At 62.7% G+C, this 17360-nt stretch carries 15 protein-coding genes; 9 read left to right on the top strand and 6 right to left on the bottom strand.

Going from position 1 to position 17360, the window contains the following annotated elements; genetic code table 11:
- The 3 genes from AAF563_19985 to AAF563_19975 all read right to left on the bottom strand — a co-directional run.
- Positions 1-192 (bottom strand): hypothetical protein (locus AAF563_19985; GenBank protein MEM7123566.1); only part of this gene is annotated, 192 nt, incomplete at its 3' end.
- A gap of 13 nt (positions 193-205) precedes the next feature.
- The gene (locus AAF563_19980; GenBank protein MEM7123565.1) at positions 206-976 is read right to left on the bottom strand and encodes an SDR family oxidoreductase; all 771 of its coding nucleotides are present in this window, start codon (positions 974-976) and stop codon (positions 206-208) included.
- A gap of 50 nt (positions 977-1026) precedes the next feature.
- Positions 1027-1629, bottom strand: a complete 603-nt coding sequence (locus AAF563_19975; protein MEM7123564.1) for a TetR/AcrR family transcriptional regulator — start codon at positions 1627-1629, stop codon at positions 1027-1029.
- Between the two features lie 159 nt (positions 1630-1788).
- On the opposite strand from AAF563_19975, the gene AAF563_19970 reads away from it, so the two are divergent.
- The gene (locus tag AAF563_19970) at positions 1789-2310 is read left to right on the top strand and encodes a DUF417 family protein (GenBank protein ID MEM7123563.1); all 522 of its coding nucleotides are present in this window, start codon (positions 1789-1791) and stop codon (positions 2308-2310) included.
- A gap of 59 nt (positions 2311-2369) precedes the next feature.
- On the opposite strand, the gene AAF563_19965 is transcribed toward AAF563_19970, so the two are convergent.
- Positions 2370-2969, bottom strand: a complete 600-nt coding sequence (locus tag AAF563_19965; protein MEM7123562.1) for a hypothetical protein — start codon at positions 2967-2969, stop codon at positions 2370-2372.
- 68 nt (positions 2970-3037) lie between these two features.
- Here AAF563_19965 and AAF563_19960 point away from each other — a divergent pair, with 68 nt between their 5' ends.
- Complete coding sequence (locus tag AAF563_19960; GenBank protein MEM7123561.1) at positions 3038-3874, top strand: SDR family NAD(P)-dependent oxidoreductase; 837 nt, start codon at positions 3038-3040, stop codon at positions 3872-3874.
- A 145-nt stretch (positions 3875-4019) separates the two neighbouring features.
- On the opposite strand, the gene AAF563_19955 is transcribed toward AAF563_19960, so the two are convergent.
- Positions 4020-4763 (bottom strand): SDR family oxidoreductase, encoded by a 744-nt coding sequence (locus AAF563_19955; protein MEM7123560.1) that lies wholly within the window; start codon positions 4761-4763, stop codon positions 4020-4022.
- Between the two features lie 100 nt (positions 4764-4863).
- Between AAF563_19955 and AAF563_19950 the strand changes: the two genes are divergently transcribed.
- Positions 4864-5823, top strand: coding sequence for a sigma-70 family RNA polymerase sigma factor (locus tag AAF563_19950; protein MEM7123559.1), 960 nt, complete (start codon positions 4864-4866; stop codon positions 5821-5823).
- Positions 5824-6246: 423 nt separating this feature from the next.
- On the opposite strand, the gene AAF563_19945 is transcribed toward AAF563_19950, so the two are convergent.
- A complete protein-coding gene (locus tag AAF563_19945; protein ID MEM7123558.1) occupies positions 6247-7377 on the bottom strand; it encodes a M20 family metallopeptidase in 1131 nt (376 codons plus the stop codon).
- Between the two features lie 224 nt (positions 7378-7601).
- Between AAF563_19945 and AAF563_19940 the strand changes: the two genes are divergently transcribed.
- The 6 genes from AAF563_19940 to AAF563_19915 all read left to right on the top strand — a co-directional run bounded on the left by AAF563_19940 (position 7602) and on the right by AAF563_19915 (position 17225).
- Positions 7602-9356: a trypsin-like peptidase domain-containing protein gene (locus tag AAF563_19940; protein MEM7123557.1), complete on the top strand. Its 1755-nt coding sequence runs from the start codon at positions 7602-7604 to the stop codon at positions 9354-9356.
- A 106-nt stretch (positions 9357-9462) separates the two neighbouring features.
- On the top strand, positions 9463-11502 hold the full coding sequence (locus tag AAF563_19935; GenBank protein ID MEM7123556.1) for an FAD-dependent oxidoreductase: 2040 nt from the start codon (positions 9463-9465) through the stop codon (positions 11500-11502).
- Between the two features lie 18 nt (positions 11503-11520).
- The gene (locus AAF563_19930; GenBank protein ID MEM7123555.1) at positions 11521-12456 is read left to right on the top strand and encodes a DMT family transporter; all 936 of its coding nucleotides are present in this window, start codon (positions 11521-11523) and stop codon (positions 12454-12456) included.
- Positions 12457-12598: 142 nt separating this feature from the next.
- Positions 12599-14191: an ABC-F family ATP-binding cassette domain-containing protein gene (locus tag AAF563_19925; GenBank protein MEM7123554.1), complete on the top strand. Its 1593-nt coding sequence runs from the start codon at positions 12599-12601 to the stop codon at positions 14189-14191.
- A gap of 118 nt (positions 14192-14309) precedes the next feature.
- On the top strand, positions 14310-15944 hold the full coding sequence (locus AAF563_19920) for a long-chain fatty acid--CoA ligase (protein MEM7123553.1): 1635 nt from the start codon (positions 14310-14312) through the stop codon (positions 15942-15944).
- A gap of 66 nt (positions 15945-16010) precedes the next feature.
- On the top strand, positions 16011-17225 hold the full coding sequence (locus tag AAF563_19915; protein ID MEM7123552.1) for an acyl-CoA dehydrogenase family protein: 1215 nt from the start codon (positions 16011-16013) through the stop codon (positions 17223-17225).
- The last annotated feature ends 135 nt before the right edge of the window (positions 17226-17360 follow it).

Genomic DNA, 17360 nt, shown 5'->3' with positions numbered 1-17360 from the left:
CCCCCGCCCTCCCGCGGTCTCCTCGGCGTGTTCCCTGTTTTTGCCACTCTCTCTTTTTCTCTTGTGGGTGGCGGGGGTGGTTTTTTTTTGTGTATTAGCCTGTTGCAGTACCCACCACACCGGCATCCGCTCTCTATCTAAGAGTAGTGCGGATTCACCTACCTTGGCGGAATCGCGAAACGATTCCACCAAGATAAGATCTGCTCTAGGTGTTGTGCCCGGCGGTGGAGCCGCCGTCGATCTGCAGGGCCGCCCCGGTGATGAACCGGGCGTCACTCGACGCCAGATAGAGGATCGCCGAGGCGATCTCCAATGGTCTGCCAAGGGTTTTCAAGGGCGCGTAGTCGATCACGGCCTGCTCCGCGGCAGTCGGATCGTCGGCTTGCTCGATGCCGTCGCGACGCACCATGTCGGTATCGACATAACCCGGACAGACGCAGTTGACGCGGATGTCCGGCGCCAGTTCCAGTGCCATGGCGCGCGTCATGTTGACGACACCACCCTTCGATGCGCTGTAGACCGTCAAGGTGCCATCGCCCATCAGACCAGCATCGGACGCCAGGTTGACAACGTTGCCCTTGCTCTGTCTAAGCGCCGGCAAGGCCGTCCGGATGCAGAAGAACGTACCCTTCAGATTGATGTCGAGGGTCTCGTCCCAGGCCGCCTCGTCGAAGTCCTCGATTTTCCCGCTCCTCCCGACACCGGCGCTATTCACGAGGACATCAAGGCTACCCAGTGCATCAAGAGCCGCACCGACTGCCGCCTCACATCCTGCCACGGTGCCGATGTCGCCGGGTGCGGCGACCAAGTTGTCGCCACCGCCCAGTGCCGCAACACCTGCGGCGGTCGACTCCGCAGTCCGTCCGTTCACGGCAACCCGCGCCCCCGCAGCCAAAAAAGCTTCAACGGTGGCGCGTCCAATGCCGCGCGTACCGCCGGTTACCAAGACGCGCTTATCCGTGAACTCAAATTGCATGGCCGCTTCCCCTGTTGCTTCGCCTTGATACGTCTCGTCAGGTCAGCCTATCACGCGCCGGCCAGCAGACCATCCAGCGCGGCGCGCTTTGCCTCCGTCAATGCTTTGACGGATTGGCCGCCCTTGGCCATCACACGAAGCCCAAAGTAGACCGACAAAAGGTGCTGAGCCTGCGCCTTCACCTGGCCGGCGCGCTGCTTCCCCACCGCGAGCTCTGACAAGGCTGCCTCCAAACCCCGGGCGAGCCGTCGGAAGCCCGCTTTGACAGCGCGTTCCGTTTCTGGGTCCAGAAGAGCCTGGTCGACCGAGGCGTTGCACAGGAAACAGCCCCGCCGGTCCTTTGCCTCGGCAATCACCGTGATCGGCAGACTGAGGAATTGGTCAAGACGTTCCAAGGGCGCCCCCGGCCCCGTCAGCAGCGCGAACGCGCCCTCGACAGCAGTCGCCTCATAGAGCGCCAGCGCTTTCAGATACATCGCGTGTTTGTCGCCAAAGGCCGCATAAAGGCTGCCTTTCCTGAGGTCGGTCGCGGCGACCAGATCGCTCATGGAGGTACCGGCAAAGCCTTGTTTCCAGAAGGCGTCGAGGATGGTCGCGAGGGCATCGTCTTCGTCGAACTCTCGCGGCCGACCCAGCGGTTTGGTCTCACCCATTTGTGATCACCCTATTTCTTGACCAATCGGTCATGAATATCCATCTGCGAACTATCGACGGCCATAACCGCCGTTTCACAGGACAAGATAATGACCGATCGGTCAAGAACAAGGGTTTTTCCCGCCTTGACGATCCGAGACCACAAGGAGACCAGAGCTATGACCAATACGGCAGAGACCACATCCCATTCCCGCATCACACGGCATTCCGCCATCAGTGACGATATCGCCGATCTCGGCGACCGCCTGTCACTCTATGGCAAACACGCGGCACGATTCACCGTCGCCGGCGTCCTCGGCTGGATCGGCGCCATGAAGTTCACGGCCTATGAAGCCGGCGCCATCGAGGGCCTGGTCGCATCGAGCCCGTTCACAAGCTGGCTCTACGACGTGCTGAGCCTGCAAGGCGTGTCGAACCTGATCGGCACCGTCGAAATCGCAACGGCGCTTTTGATCGTCGCCGGACTGTGGCTGCGCAGCGCCGCCGTGCTCGGTGCCTTGGGCGCTATCGCAACCTTCGTCGTGACACTCAGCTTCCTCTTCACCGCGCCCGGCTGGGAAGCGAGCCTGGGCGGGTTCCCGGCGCTTTCCGTCGTGCCCGGTCAGTTCATCATCAAGGACACGGTGCTGCTCGCGGTTGCGGTGTGGCTCCTGGGTGATGCCCTGAAGAGCGCACGCTAACCGTCCTATCACCTCGGGCGTGGCGGCTGGTCAAAGGACCGGCCGCCGCGTCTTTGCGACTAGAGAATGTCCTTGCCCATCCAACGATAGATCCCTGTCTCCTCGGGCCGGAAGGGGTCGTCGTCCAGACTGACGCGCTGAAACGGCTCCATCGCCGCATAGTCGGCAAACGTCCAAACCGCCAGGCAGCCTGGGTTGGGACCCAGGCGGCCAATCCGCCGCAGGACGAAGTTGAGGGCGGCTTCGGGATGATGGGCAGCGCGCGCCTTGAAGTGGTCGGCAATCGTATCGGCGGGTGCGCTCTCGGGCGCGGCGAAATACTCGATACAGATCAGACCGTCGCGATCGACGGGCGGACCCTCGACGAGTTCGTCATAACAACCGCCGCGCGCCAGATGGATGGCGCGAAAGGTCGCTTGCTCCGCGGCATCCATCGCTGCTTCGGGCGAGCGGAAGTGGGCCTCCCACTCGTCCATGCGTTCCATACCCTTGCACTGCCAGAAGCACATGTAGGCTGGCGTCGGGCCCATGCGCATGGTGCGGCCGAAGTTGCCGACCATGCCGTCGTCCGGATCGGTCCATGACGACTGGTCGGCGAAACGCCGGAAAATCTCCATCGGCATAAAACGGTCGCGTTCGATGTACTCGGCATAAATCATGGTCGCCCCCCTAATGACCCGTGTTCCCGCAGAGGGTATCGTCTCGGCGTGATCATCGGGAGTCCATCATGACCGATCGTTTTCTTGAATGCCGCGCCGCCGTCGTCACCGGCGGCGCCTCGGGCCAGGGCCACGCTGTCGCCCTGGCGCTGGCCAAAGCTGGCGCCGACGTTGCCATCGGCTCCTACCTGTTCGATGACCCGGCAGCAGAGGAACGGGCCGACACGTCGCGCCTGACACAGGCCGACCTGGACCGTGCCGTCGCCGCCATCGAGGGCCACGGCGTCAGGTCCGCCGGCTGCCACCACGACCTCAGGTCCGACGAACTGTGCCAGGGTCTGGTCGACCTCGCCATCGAGCGTTTCGGCAAGGTCGATATCCTGATGAACGTGGCGGGCATCAGCATGCTGCAGTCCATCGTCGGCCACGATGACGCCATCTGGCATCGTGTCATCGACACCAACCTCAACGGCCCCTACCGGATGATCAAGCGCTGCCTGCCGGGCATGATCGAGCGCGGCTGGGGGCGTATCGTCAACGTGGCCTCGACCGCCGCCAACATCGGTGATGCCGAGTACGCCGCCTATTGTTCATCAAAGTCCGGCGTGTTGGGGCTGACTCGTTGCGTCGCCCTGGAAGGCGCGCCCCACGGTGTCACCTGCAACGCGATCAATCCCGGCTATGTGCGCACGGGCATGATGATCAGCGAGTTCGAGCGGCGCACGCGCGAGCGCGGCGACAATCGCAGCGTCGAACAGCAGATCGCCGACGTCGAAGCGAGCTACCCCCAGGGCCGCCTGATCGAACCGGAGGAGATTGCCGCGCTCGCGGTCTTCTTCTGCCGTGACGACGCGCGCGGTCTCACCATGGAGAACATCAACGTCGCTGGCGGCAGTTTGTGGTGAGGTCGGTTGATACGACACCGTGCCGGCCCACTCCCCTCCCGGCCACCCCGAGGATGCTGCCATGGGTGGCCTCGGCGAAAACGCCTCAAGGCGTTTTGCCCCGGAGGAGGGGGAGTGGGCCGGTGATGCCAATGAGTCGAAGATCCTAAGACCCGACGTAGTAGCCGCCGTTCACGTGCAGCGTCTCGGCGGTGATGAAGCTGGCGAGGTCGCTGGCCAGGAACACGATCGCGCACGCCACCTCATCCGCCGTGCCGAGGCGCGCCAATGGCGTCGCGGCAAGGATGAAGTCGCCGCGCTGGCGCATCAGATCGTTCACCATCGGCGTGTCGATAATGCCGGGCGACACCGCGTTGACGCGAATGTTCTTGGGTGCCAGTTCATGGGCGAGCGAGCGGCTTAGTCCCAGGACGCCGGCCTTGGCCGCGCCGTAGTGGGCGTGCTCGGCCGTACCGCGATGGCCGGCGAGCGAGGCGATGTGAACCATCGACGCGCCGGCGGGCATCAACGGGATCATGGAGCGCGACGTATAGAGAACGCCGTCCAGGTTGATGCCAATCACCTCGTGCCACTGGTCGTCCGTCATCTCGGGCACGCTGACCTGCGGGAAGTACCCGGCAGCGGTCACGAGTGTGTCGACGGTACCGAAGCGCTGCTTGGCCAGGGCGGCAACAGCGGCGGCGTCGTCGGGCTGGCGAGCATCATGAACCATCGTGGCCACCCGCGTGCCGGACGCGTCGAGTTCACGCGCCAGCATCTCCAGGCTTGTCTCAGAAACGTCGGTCAGCACCAGATTAGCCCCGGCGCTGAAGAAACGCCGCGCAGTGGCGCCGCCGATGCCACCACCCGCGCCCGTGATAACCGCGGTCCGGCCTTCAAACGAGATCATGAGGTCCTCTCCTTTACCAAGCGCGGACGCCAGCACATTTTTTCGTGACCGGTGCATCCCCGCGATGACGCCGCGAGTATAGTGGCGAAAGGCGGTTGCGATGGAAAATGTTGTTCCTCTGTCCAAGACCAAGGCATCCGCGCGCGATGGTCCTGTGCCAATCGGCGACGCGCCGACGCCGTGCGGCGCAACCGCAAGCGACCCACTCGCGGCGTTAATCGAGGCGGCCGCACGCGGCGATCAAGACGCCTTTGCTCGCCTCTACGATCTAACCCATGGCAAACTCTTCGCGCTCTGCATGAAGATCCTACGCAAACCCGATCGTGCTGAAGATGCCCTGCAAAGCGCCTATCTTCGAATTTGGCGCTGGGCCCATCGATATGACCCCGGCAAGGGATCGGGCTATGCCTGGATTGTCACAGTTACCCGTAACGTCGCATTGACACTTGCCATACGCGGCGGCCGCGAGGTTCCGTCGAGCCCGGAACTTGACGCGCGCGAAACAGTCAGTAACGAACCGGATGCCCTTGAGCAGGCCATGCGCCGGCAGGAAACACAGGTGCTCGCCGGTTGTCTTCAACGTCTGCCGGATACCCAGCGCCGCGCCATAACGCTCGCCTATTTCGAGGGTCTGAGCCACAGGGAGCTTGCCGAACGTCTGCAACTGCCCTTGGGCACCGCCAAGAGCGCTATCAGGCGCGGCATGATGCGGCTTCGCAACTGCCTTGAAGGCAGCGAGCAGGAGATCGGCGTTAAGGATGCGCTGGCGGGCGAGTACGTCCTGGGCCTTTTGCGTGGCCCCGCACGCAGTCGTTTCGCAAGGCTTCGCGATCAAGATGCGCGACTGTGTCAAATGGCTGACCGGTGGGAGTACGCACTGGCCGTCCTGGTCGACACACTGCCCGATGGGGATGTCGATGGCGCGGTTTGGCGCCGAATTGCCGGCGCCTTGCCGCATGGGACGCAGCGCGTCGCCACCGAGCCGACATTCTGGCGGCCCATCGCCCTGGCACTCGGCGCGGCCGTCATCGGCCTGGTCGTTTTGCAGGTTCTTCTCTAGGCGCTGCATCCAGGCCAGCGCCTGACGGGTAACTCCATGGCCGACAGGAAGCACCCGATATGAGCGAGCCGACAGCAACACCATTTTCGTTTCGTGGCTTGATCAGCCGGCGTAGCCTGTTCCGGAAAGCAGGCGGCGCAGTACGACGTCCCGCTCGAGTCGATCAAGGCAGAAGGCGACGCTCTATCGATTGCTGCCGATCTGGAGGCAGGAGCCTTAACGCCGACCTCGGCGTGGTGCCAGCGCTTGAGGATCGCGACCCCCCAAAGTCGGGGCATCCATTCCGGGCGATGAAGCCAGGCACGTTGCGATCTTGCCCATGGTCCTGGCCGAAGGACCGGATCCCAACGCGTTCTTTCCTGAGAACGCGGCACTTGTCCCCCTCTGGCCGTCCCGGATTCCGCGCCGGGGCGGCCGCTTTCTTCAGGACGCCAGCATGGTCCGCGCGACCTGTTCGAAGATCGGCACGGCACGTTCGAGTTTCTCGACCTCGACATACTCGTCGGTCTGACCACTCATGCCGAGTTCTCCCGGTCCCAGGATAACCATCGGCAAGTTGAGCGCCGGACAGATCACCGTGGCATCGCTGTAATAGGAAACACCGCCTGGAACCGGCGTTTCCCCCGAGACGCGCGCGCACGCGTCAATACAGGCCGTGACGAACGGGTGATCGACAGCGGTCTCAACGGGCGGTTTGAAATCAATCTGTTCGATCTCGATGTCGTCGCCCAGATGCGCCGAGAGTGCCGCGACCACCGATTGCGGCTCCTGCCCCGGCAACAGACGAAGATCGATCTCCGCCTCACACCGGTCCGGCGTCAGGTTGACGACCGTGCCGCCATGGATCGTGCCCACGGCAACACTCGGCGACCCCAGCAAGCTATGATCGGCGACGGCGAAATCAAATGCCTCCAAGGCTGACAAAGCATGGATCATACGCGTAACGGCGCTTTGACTTCCCGTTGATGTCCCCTCAGACGCCGACGCGTGGCCGCCTTTGCCGTGGGCGACGAGGCGCAGCCACAACGCACCCTTCTCCGCGATCAACATGCCGAGCGATGTCGGTTCGCTGACCAGGAAGTATCCAGCGCCCTCAAGATCACCATTCTCGATCATGCGTTTCGCACCAAGGCAGTTCGAGCTTTCGCCCGCACTGAATGCCAGGATCAAATCACCGCCTAAATTGACATCCTGGCGTGACAGGTTGACCGCCGCACTGATCATCGCCGCCATGCCGCTCTTCATGTCGGTGGCACCGCGACCATAGAGGCGCCCGTTCTCCTTGTGCGCCGAGAACGGTCCGTGTTTCCAGGGTTGGGCACCCGGTGGCACGGTGTCAAAGTGTGCGGAAAAAATAAGCCCGGGCCGGCTGCCATCACCCTTAACGCGAGAAACCACATTCGCTCTACCGGGCAGGAACACGTCGAGTTCGGACATCAGACCGTGTTCGCGAAGGTAGCCGTGCACCAGGTTCGCAATCTCCATCTCGCCACCGGGCGGGTCGCAGGTGTCGATGGCAATCAGTCGGGTCAGGAGATCCAGGGTTTCGGACATGGACGGGCAGTTCCTCTGTTCTGGCGCGGCCGCGCGAGCATATCGCCTGAGGCCTCGTCGGCAAGACAGGACAGAGTGTGGTCGTCGTTACAGCACCGAAACACCCGTTTGACTATAATCGACCAAGTAAAGTTGGGGGAATCCACCCGAATCGGGCCTGTTTCTTGGTCCAGCACGCATTGGACGCTATAAGTACCGATGTGAAATCAGGGGATCGATGGCTAATGAGCGTGATGCACCGTCTTCTGCACTCCATGCTGGCCCTTGCTGTGATGGCGATACTGGCGGCACCGGCCTCCGCAGATATCGATTCCGGCTGGGACGCCTTCGATCGCGGCGACTACGAAACCGCCTATCAAGAGTGGATCGGCTACGCCAGCAAGGGCGATGCCGCCGCGCAGTCCTATATCGGTTATCTCTATGAGTTCGGTCTTGGCGTGCAGCAGGACTACACCCAGGCCGCGGACTGGTATCGCCGCGCCGCCGAACAGGGTGACGCCTATGCCCAGGGCAACCTTGGTTACCTCTATGATACCGGCCTAGGCGTTCCCCAGGACTACCGCATGGCTGCCAACTGGTATCGCCAGGCCGCCGAGCAGGGCGATAGCTATGCCCAGGGCAACCTGGGTTACCTCTACGCTTACGGTCTTGGCGTAAAGCTGGATTACGAAGAAGCGATGACGTGGTTCCTTCGCTCGGCCAAGCAGGGGGAATCGTTTTCTGAGCGCAATGTCGGTTTCCTCTACGAGAATGGCTACGGCGTCGCGCAGGACTATGCCATCGCGGCAACATGGTACGAGCGCGCCGCCGACGACGACGACACGTTCGCTCTGTCGAGTCTCGGTTATCTCTACGAGAACGGTTATGGCGTGCCGCAAGACTACCGCACGGCCGTCGGCTGGTACCGGCGCGCTGCCGAGCTCGGCGACTCCTATGCGCAAGCTGCGCTGGGACGCATGCTCTATGACGGGCTTGGCGTGCAGAAGGACCTCGTCGAGGCTTATGAGTGGCTCGACTTGGCCGCTGCCCAGGACGAGCCGGGCGCCGCCGAGTTACGCGACAAGATCGGCGCCGTCCTGACGCCCGAGCAGATCGAAGATGCCGAGGAAACCGGCGCCGCCGAGACCACGGCCCTGGTCCGCGCCGCCCAGGAGTTGCTGGCCGCGCTTGGCTACGATGTCGGCGCAATCGATGGCATCGCCGGCCCTAACACCCGGGAAGCGGTTAGCGCCTACCAGAGCGCTCAGGGACTGCCGACCAGCGGCGCCATCGACGAAGAGCTGCTGACATCGTTGCGCGAGAGCCTCAACAACCGCCTGCGCATTGCCGAAAACGAGCAATCGTCTTTGCCGAAGCTGACGTTGTGGGGCACGGGCACAGGCTTTTTCATAACCTCGCGCGGCGAGATGCTGACCAATCAACACGTCATCGACGGCTGCCTGCAGGTGACGGTCGAGGACTATGGCGTCGCCGACGTGGTCGCGGCAGATCCGGGCAACGACTTGGCCTTGCTGCGCTTGCCGGAGGCCGATCCCGACACGATCAAGACGGCGGCGTTTCGCGACAGCCCTCGTGTGCAGCGTGGCGAGACCGTGGTCGCCATTGGCTTCCCGCTTCAAGGCACCCTTTCGTCATCCGGCAACATTACTGTCGGCACGATCAGCGCGTTGGTCGGCTTCAACGAAGACATCCGCGAGTACCAGTTCACCGCGCCGATCCAGCCCGGCAACAGCGGCGGACCGCTGCTGGACAGCAGCGGCAATGTCATCGGCGTCGTCTCCTCGGAGCTGGTGAGAGGTTACGACGACGTCTCACCTCAAAATGTAAACTTCGCCATCAAGACGCAGATCGCCCTGATTTTCCTCGATTCCCAGGATGTCGCCTATCAGACGGCGACCTCGACGGAAGAACTGGAAACGACGGATATTGCCGACAGCGCCGAGGAGTTCACCCACCTGGTGGAGTGTTGGGGCAAGTAACTCGCCTCGCCTTTCTCGTCTGATGGCGCAGAGAAGCTCTTGCGCGGTGCGCCCCGCCGCCCGATGCTGTGCCCTCACGTTCGACGCAAGATGATAAGGGGCAATGATGGCGCGCGATTCCCGCTATGACGTGCTTTTCGAACCGGTAGAAATCGGCCCGGTCACCTCCAAGAACCGCTTCTATCAGGTGCCCCATTGCTCTGGCATGGGATTTGCCATGCCGGAAACCCTGAACCGCATGCGCGAGATCAAGGCCGAAGGCGGCTGGGGTGTGGTGTGCACCGAATACTGTTCGATCCACCCCAGTTCCGATGACCAACCCTATCCCTATTGCACCATGTGGGACGATGCCGACGTGAAGACCCATGCGGCAATGACTGAGGCGGTGCACCGCCATGGCGCGCTTGCCGGTGTCGAGCTTTGGTATGGCGGTTACTCATCGGCCAATCATCTGAGCCGTGCGCCGTCGCTTGGTCCCGACAGCGTGCCGTCATGGCATGGCACCAACCAGACCCGCGCCATGGACAAGACCGACATCAAGAACTTCCGTCGCTGGCACCGCGAAGCGGCACTACGCTCAAAGGAAGCCGGTTTCGACATCGTTTACGTCTATGCCGCCCATGGCTATCTGCCTGCACAGTTTCTGTCGCCGTTGCAAAACCAGCGCACGGACGAATACGGCGGTAGCTTCGAGAACCGCGCACGCCTGATCAAGGAACTGTTGGAAGACACCAAGGACGCGGTTGGCGACACCTGTGGCGTCGTGATCCGTTTCGCCGTCGACAACCTGGATGTCGATGCCGGTGTGACCAAGGACGGCGATGGCCGCGCGCTTGTCGAGTATCTCGCCGAGATGCCCGACCTCTGGGACGTCAACATCGCCAACTTTCCGGCAGACGCCAGGACCTCGCGGTTTGCCGAGGAAGGCCACCAGGAAAGCTATATAGACTTCGTCAAGCAGGTCACGACCAAGCCGGTCGTCGGCGTCGGCCGGTATACCAGCGCCGACCGCATGGTGAGTGTGGTCAACAAGGGCATCATGGACATGATCGGCGCGGCACGCCCGTCGATCGCCGATCCCTATCTGCCGAAGAAGATCGAAGAGGGCCGCATTGAAGACGTCCGCGAATGCATCGGCTGCAATGTCTGCATCATGGGCGATGGTCACGGCGCGCCGATCCGCTGCACCCAGAACCCGACCATGGGTGAGGAATGGCGCCGCGACTGGCATCCTGAGATCATGACCAAGAAGGCGAGCGACGCGAAGGTTCTGGTCGTCGGCGCCGGCCCGGCCGGCCTTGAGGCAACGCGGGCGCTGGCCAATCGCGGCTATGACGTCGCACTGGCGGAGGCGACCAGCGAGTTGGGCGGCCGGGTCACGAAGGAATCGTCCCTGCCCGGTCTCTCCGCATGGAGCCGCGTGCGCGATTACCGGACCTACCAGATAGAGCAATTGGGCCACGTCGAAATCTATCGTGACAGCGAACTGGACGCTGATCAGATCCTTGAGTTCGGCTTCGATCACGTATGTATCGCAACAGGTTCGACGTGGCGCCAAGATGGCGTCGGCCGGTCGAGCTATCGCGCGATGGAGGGGTGGGATAACGCGACTGTCCTGACACCTGACGACATCATGGCCGGTACGGCGCCGAATGGACCGGTGGTCGTCTATGACGACGACAACTTCTATATGGGCGGCGTGATCGCCGAAGCGGTCAAGGCAGCCGGCCACGACACAACGCTTGTCACCACCGATGGCATCGTATCAAGTCAGGCCCACGGCACTCTTGATCAGGATCGCATTCAGGCGCGCATCCTGGAGCTCGGCATCAATGTCGTGACATCACACACGGTGCAGTCGGTCGCGAACGGCGTGGCGGTGCTCGCCTGCGCGTATAGCGGGCGGGAACAGAGCATACCGTGCGCGACGCTTGTCAACGTGACGGCGCGGCGGCCGCATGACGGCCTCTACAAGGACCTGATGGAGCAAGAGAGCGCCTTCGACGACGCTGGCATTCGCTCGGTCAGCCCCATCGGTGACTGCAACGCACCGGGCCTGATCGCCGCGGCCGTTCATGCCGGTCATCTCTATGCACGGACTCTCGACGGCGACGATATCGTAAAGCGGGATCGCGTCGCGCTCTAACCGGTCCGGACATCTCCTGTGACAAGTGGTGAACCAGACGATGCCCATCGACCGGAACGCCGCGACCTGTTGCTCGGCAACAGCGCGGCGCTGGTCACCATCTTCGTTTGGGGCACGATTTTTCCGCTTGTCGAGCAGTTGCTGCGCCACTGGGATATCTTTTCGACGACCGCCGCACGCCAGCTGATCGGTTCCATGGCGCTCTTGACGCTGCTGGCGCTTCGGCAACGGCAGTTTCCGCTGCGTCGCACGCTGCCGTGGCGTCACATGATCGTGCTGGGGTTCTTCGGGCCGGTCTGCTCGTCGACGTTGACGACGCTCGCGGTCTCGCTGGCCGGCTCCGTGGCCGTTGCTATCATTTACGCCACCGGCCCGATCATTGCGGCGGTGACGTCGTGGGTCGCGTTTCGCGTGCCGCTTCAGCCGGGCATCGTCATCGGCATCGTGTTCGCCTGCGTCGGCGGCGTCATCCTGACGCTCGGCCGCCTCGACGACGCCAACTTCACCGGCGGCGAGGGTTTTATGGTGCTGAGCCTGATTTCGTGGACGTGGTACTCCGTCGCCTGCCAGCGTCTTCTTAAAGGGTTCAGTCAGCTCGAGATTGCGGCGTTCTCCATGCTACCCGGCGGGCTCATTCTGACCGGCATCGTGATCGTGCTGGCAACGACGGGCCTTTACGACGTGCGCCTGCCGATCAACCTGACGACCATCGCGCTGGCGCTCTTCATCGGGATCGTGCCAATCGGTATCGGCAACCTGACATGGCATACTGGAGTCAGCCGGCTTGGCGTCACGATGATGGCGATCTACGTCAACTTCGTGCCGGTCATCGCCGTCCTCATCGCCATGGCCTTCGGCGCCAGGCCGACACTCTTTCATCTGTTCGGCGGTGTCGTGATCATGATCGGCGTCTTGGCGGTCCAGATACGCGCGCTACGTGACGTCAGTCGCTGAGCGGCCGCCCATTTGACCACGCCCCCCTAACCATGTAGTCACGGATTCTGACTCACGTGCTCAGAGACAAGGGAGCGGCCGATGTTGTGCAACACGATGCAGACCTTCGAACCCCACATCGTTCATCACGCATCGTATTGCCATGTCCTCCCACATCGAACTCAGAGACGTTTCCTGGTCGACGCCTGACGGGTCAACCCTCCTCGACAACATCAACCTTTCTTTTGGTGCCGAGCGAACCGGCCTGATCGGCCGCAACGGCATCGGCAAGACCACCTTGTTGCGGATCATGGCGGGCGAGATCGCGCCGACGTCAGGGACGTTCCATGCCTCCGGCACCATCAGCATGCTGCATCAGCAAAGCGGCCCGCCGGCGACGCAGACGATTGCCGACACCTTCGCCATAACCGCCGCGCTGGAACGCCTGGTGCGAATCGAGTCGGGCGCAACGCTCGACGGTGACTTGGACAACGCAGACTGGACAGTCGAGCCCCGTGCCATGACGGCATTGGCCGATGCGGGACTATCCGACATCGCGCTGGACCGCCAGCTCGACACGCTGAGCGGCGGTCAGGCCACCCGAGTCGCCCTCGCCGCCCTGATGTTCACCGAGCCCGACCTGCTGCTGCTGGACGAACCGACGAACAACCTGGACAAGGATGGGCGCGCCATCGTCGCCGACATGCTAAGCGCCTGGAAAGGCGGTGCTGTCGTCGTCAGTCACGACCGCGAACTGTTGCGCCGCATGGATCGGATTGTCGAGCTCTCCGGTCTCGGCGCCCGCGTCTACGGCGGCAACTGGGATCTCTATGCCGAACGCAAGGCCGAGGAACGCGACGCTGCCGAGCACCGCCTGGCCGTCGCCGAACGGCACCTTGTTCAGGTAAACCGAGAGATCCAGCAGGCTACCGAGCGCAAGGCACGCAGCGACAGCCGGGGACGTCACGAGCGGACCAGCAGAAGCCACTCCAAATCCGCATACGACTTCAAGAAAGAGAAGAGCGAACAGTCGATGGATCGCGGCACCAGCTTGACAGCACGCAAGCGTGAGGAAGCGACCGCCGCAGTCACTGCCGCACGGGAAGACGTCGAGGTCCTCAGATCTCTCAACATCACACTGCCATCATCGAACACGCCGTCCAACAAGCGCCTGCTCACCCTAGAGGAGGTTTGCTGGAGAACACCCGATGGCAAGACCGTGTTGTCGGACGTGTCGCTCACACTTGTTGGGCCGGAGCGGCTTGCAGTTACGGGGCCGAACGGCGCCGGCAAGTCGACCCTGCTTCGTCTGGTCACCGGCGACCTGGAATGCGGCGGCGGCACCGTGCGCCGGGGATGCCGGATCGTCATGCTGGACCAGAACGTCGCCCTGCTGGACCCGGGCCTGTCGATCCTGGAGAACTTTCGGCACCTCAACCCTGACCAGCCGGAGAACACCGCCCGCGCCATGCTTGCGCGTTTCCTCTTCCGCAACGATGCGGCTCTGAAAAGGGTCGAAGTGCTCAGTGGCGGTGAACGTCTACGTGCCGCCCTGGCCGTCGTGCTGGGCGGACACGAAGCACCGCAACTGATCGTGCTCGATGAGCCGACCAACCATCTCGATCTCGACTCCATCGCCGTCATCGAGGCCGCGCTTGCCGACTTCGACGGCGCGCTGCTGGTCGCCAGCCACGACGAGGACTTCCTGTCTGCCATCCGGATCGAGCGGCGTATCGATCTGGGCGAGCAACGCTGAGGCTCTCGGCCGAACTGAGCGAGCAAATCGGCAAATTTCCGTTTGTTGGTCCTGGAAGTTGGGTGCCATGGCGCTATCATTCGCCAAAATGAAACGGGCCCGGGGAGGCAAGAAGACCATGTTGCGCGGACAGATGATGGATACGCCGCTGATGATCTCCGGGATCTTGGCGCATGCGGCCCAGGCGCACGGCGAGCAGGAGATCGTGACCCGCACGGTTGAGGGGCCGATCCATCGCTACACCTACCGCGATTGTTATGCGCGGACGCAACAGTTGGCGCACGCGCTCATCGCGCTTGGTGTCGAACCGGGCGACCGGATTGCCACCTTCGCCTGGAACACCTACCGCCATGTCGAACTCTATTACGGCATCTCTGGCATCGGCGCGGTCTGCCATACGGTCAACCCGCGTCTGTTTCACGACCAGTTGGAGTACATCGTCAACCACGCCGAAGACCGCTTCATCTTTGTCGACCTGAACCTCGTCGAACTGCTGGAGGGATTGGCGGATAAGTTCCCCAAGGTCGAAGGCTATGTCGTCATGACCGATCGGGAGCATATGCCGGAGACCAGCCTGAAGAACGCCATGTGCTACGAGGATCTCCTGGAAGGTCAGCCGGAGAGCTATGACTGGCCGCTGTTCGACGAGAACACGGCGGCCGCCATGTGTTACACCTCGGGCACCACAGGCAACCCCAAGGGCGCGCTCTATAGCCACCGCTCGACCGTGCTTCATGCGATGGGGCTTCTGGCCGCCGGCACGTTGACCATGGACTCAGCGACATGCGTGCTGCCAGTCGTTCCCATGTTCCACGTCCAGGCCTGGGGTCAGGCCTATGCCGCGCCGATCTGCGGCGCCAAGATGGTCATGCCGGGATTTCGTTTGGATCCCGCCAGTCTTGTTGAGCTGTTCGATAGCGAAAACGTCAATCTGACGCTCGGTGTGCCCACCATATGGCTGGGCTTGTTGAACCACCTGAACGAAACAGGCACGAAACTGCCGCCGGGCTTCGTGTTGGTCAGCGGCGGTGCAGCGGCGCCGCTTTCCATGATCAAAGCCTATGAAGAAGACCACGGCATCACCTATGTCCAAGGCTGGGGCATGACCGAAACCAGCCCGGTCTGTGCCGCCGGCGGCGAGGGACCAGGGTTCGCCGAGCTTGGCGAAGACACCCGCTACGCCCGCAAAATGAAACAGCGTCGCCTTTTTGGCGTCGAGCTTCGTATCCTGGACGACGACCACAAGGACGTCGCCCATGACGGCGAGTCGTCCGGCGAGCTGGTATGCCGCGGCCCATGGATCGCCAGTGGTTACTACAACGACGATGAGGCGTCTAAGGCTGCGATCACCGAGGACGGTTGGTTCCGCACCGGCGATGTCGCGACAATTGACGATGAGTCGCTATTGCAGATCACCGACCGCACCAAGGACCTTATCAAATCGGGCGGCGAGTGGATCAGTTCGATCGACCTTGAAAGCGCGGTCATGGGGCATCCGGACGTGGAAGAGGCCGCCGCGATCGCCATGCCCCATCCGAAATGGACCGAGCGACCCATGCTGGTCATCGTGTCACGCGATGGCAGTAACTTGACCGCCGACGGTGTACGCGCGCATCTGGATGGACAGGTCGCCAAGTGGTGGATGCCCGACGACATCGCATTCGTCGACGAGCTGCCGCATACCGCGACCGGCAAAGTCTCCAAACTGCAACTGCGCGAGCGTTTCAAAGATCATAAACTACCGACCATCTAGGTCTCGCCTTTTCCAGGGCGCGACCCCCTCCCCGTCAGACGGGCACCCCCGCCCAGAGGTATCAGCATGGACTTCGACTATTCGGACAAGGTCAAGGACCTGACGAAGCGCATCGGCGACTTCATGGCCGAGCACATCTATCCCAACGAGCATGTCTATGAGGATCAGGCCCGCGACGGCGGTTGGAACCATGTCCCGCCTGTTATTGACGAGCTGAAAAAAAAGGCGCGCGCCGAGGGGCTGTGGAACATGTTCCTGCCAGACAGCGAACGCGGGTTTGGTCTCAGCAATCTCGAATACGCGCCCTTGTGCGAAACCATGGGCCGCAGCTTCATCGCACCGGAGGCCTTCAACTGCTCGGCACCGGATACCGGCAACATGGAGGTGCTGGAGCGCTACGGGACCGAGGAACAGAAGGAGCAGTGGCTGGAGCCCCTGCTCGCCGGCGAGATCCGCTCGGCCTTCGCCATGACCGAACCGCAAGTCGCCTCGTCCGACGCCACCAACATCGAGTCGCGGATCGAGCGTGACGGTGACGACTACGTCATCAACGGGCGCAAGTGGTGGATTTCCGGATCCGGCGACCCGCGCTGCAAGATCCTGATCTTCATGGGCAAGACCGACCCAAGTGCCGAGCGCCACAAACAACAGTCGATGATCCTGGTGCCCATGGATACACCCGGCGTCTCGGTGGTCCGTCCGATGACCGTCTTCGGCAACGATCACGCACCCCATGGTCACATGGAACTGACCTTTGAAGACGTGCGGGTGCCGGCCAGCAATCTGCTGCTGGGCGAAGGCCGCGGTTTCGAGATTGCGCAGGGCCGGCTTGGGCCGGGCCGCATTCACCACTGCATGCGCCTGGTCGGTCTGGCCGAACGCGCGCTTGAAGCCATGTGCCATCGCGTCGAGGACCGTGTCGCCTTTGGCCGGCCGCTGGCCACCCGCGACACCATCCGCGCCGACATCGCCAACTCGCGCATGGAAATTGACCAGGCCCGGCTGCTCACGTTGAAGGCCGCCGACATGATGGACAAGGTCGGCAACAAGGAGGCGCGCTCGGAGATTTCGATGATCAAAGTGGTCGCGCCCAATGTCGCGCAAACGGTGATTGACCGCGCCATTCAGGCCCACGGCGCCGCCGGCATCAGCCAGGACTTTTTCCTGGCGCATGCCTGGATGTACGCGCGCACGATCCGCTTCGCCGACGGGCCAGACGAGGTCCATCGCGGAGTCATCTCGAAGGAGGAATACCGTCGCCAGGCATCCCAGCGGCGTTGATTGCGGGCGGCGCGTGCTCTAGCGTGCTGCACCGCACAACAGTTGTTCTTTCCACGTTCGTGGAACGGCACCAGCCCACTCCCCCGCCCGGCCACCCATGGCAGCATCCTCGGCGTGGCCGGGCGGGGGAATGGG

This window comes from Pseudomonadota bacterium, from assembly GCA_039028155.1.
GTDB lineage: Bacteria > Pseudomonadota > Alphaproteobacteria > SP197 > SP197 > JANQGO01.
Note: the sequence above shows the minus strand (reverse complement) of the source record. Positions and strands in the feature narration are given on the sequence as shown.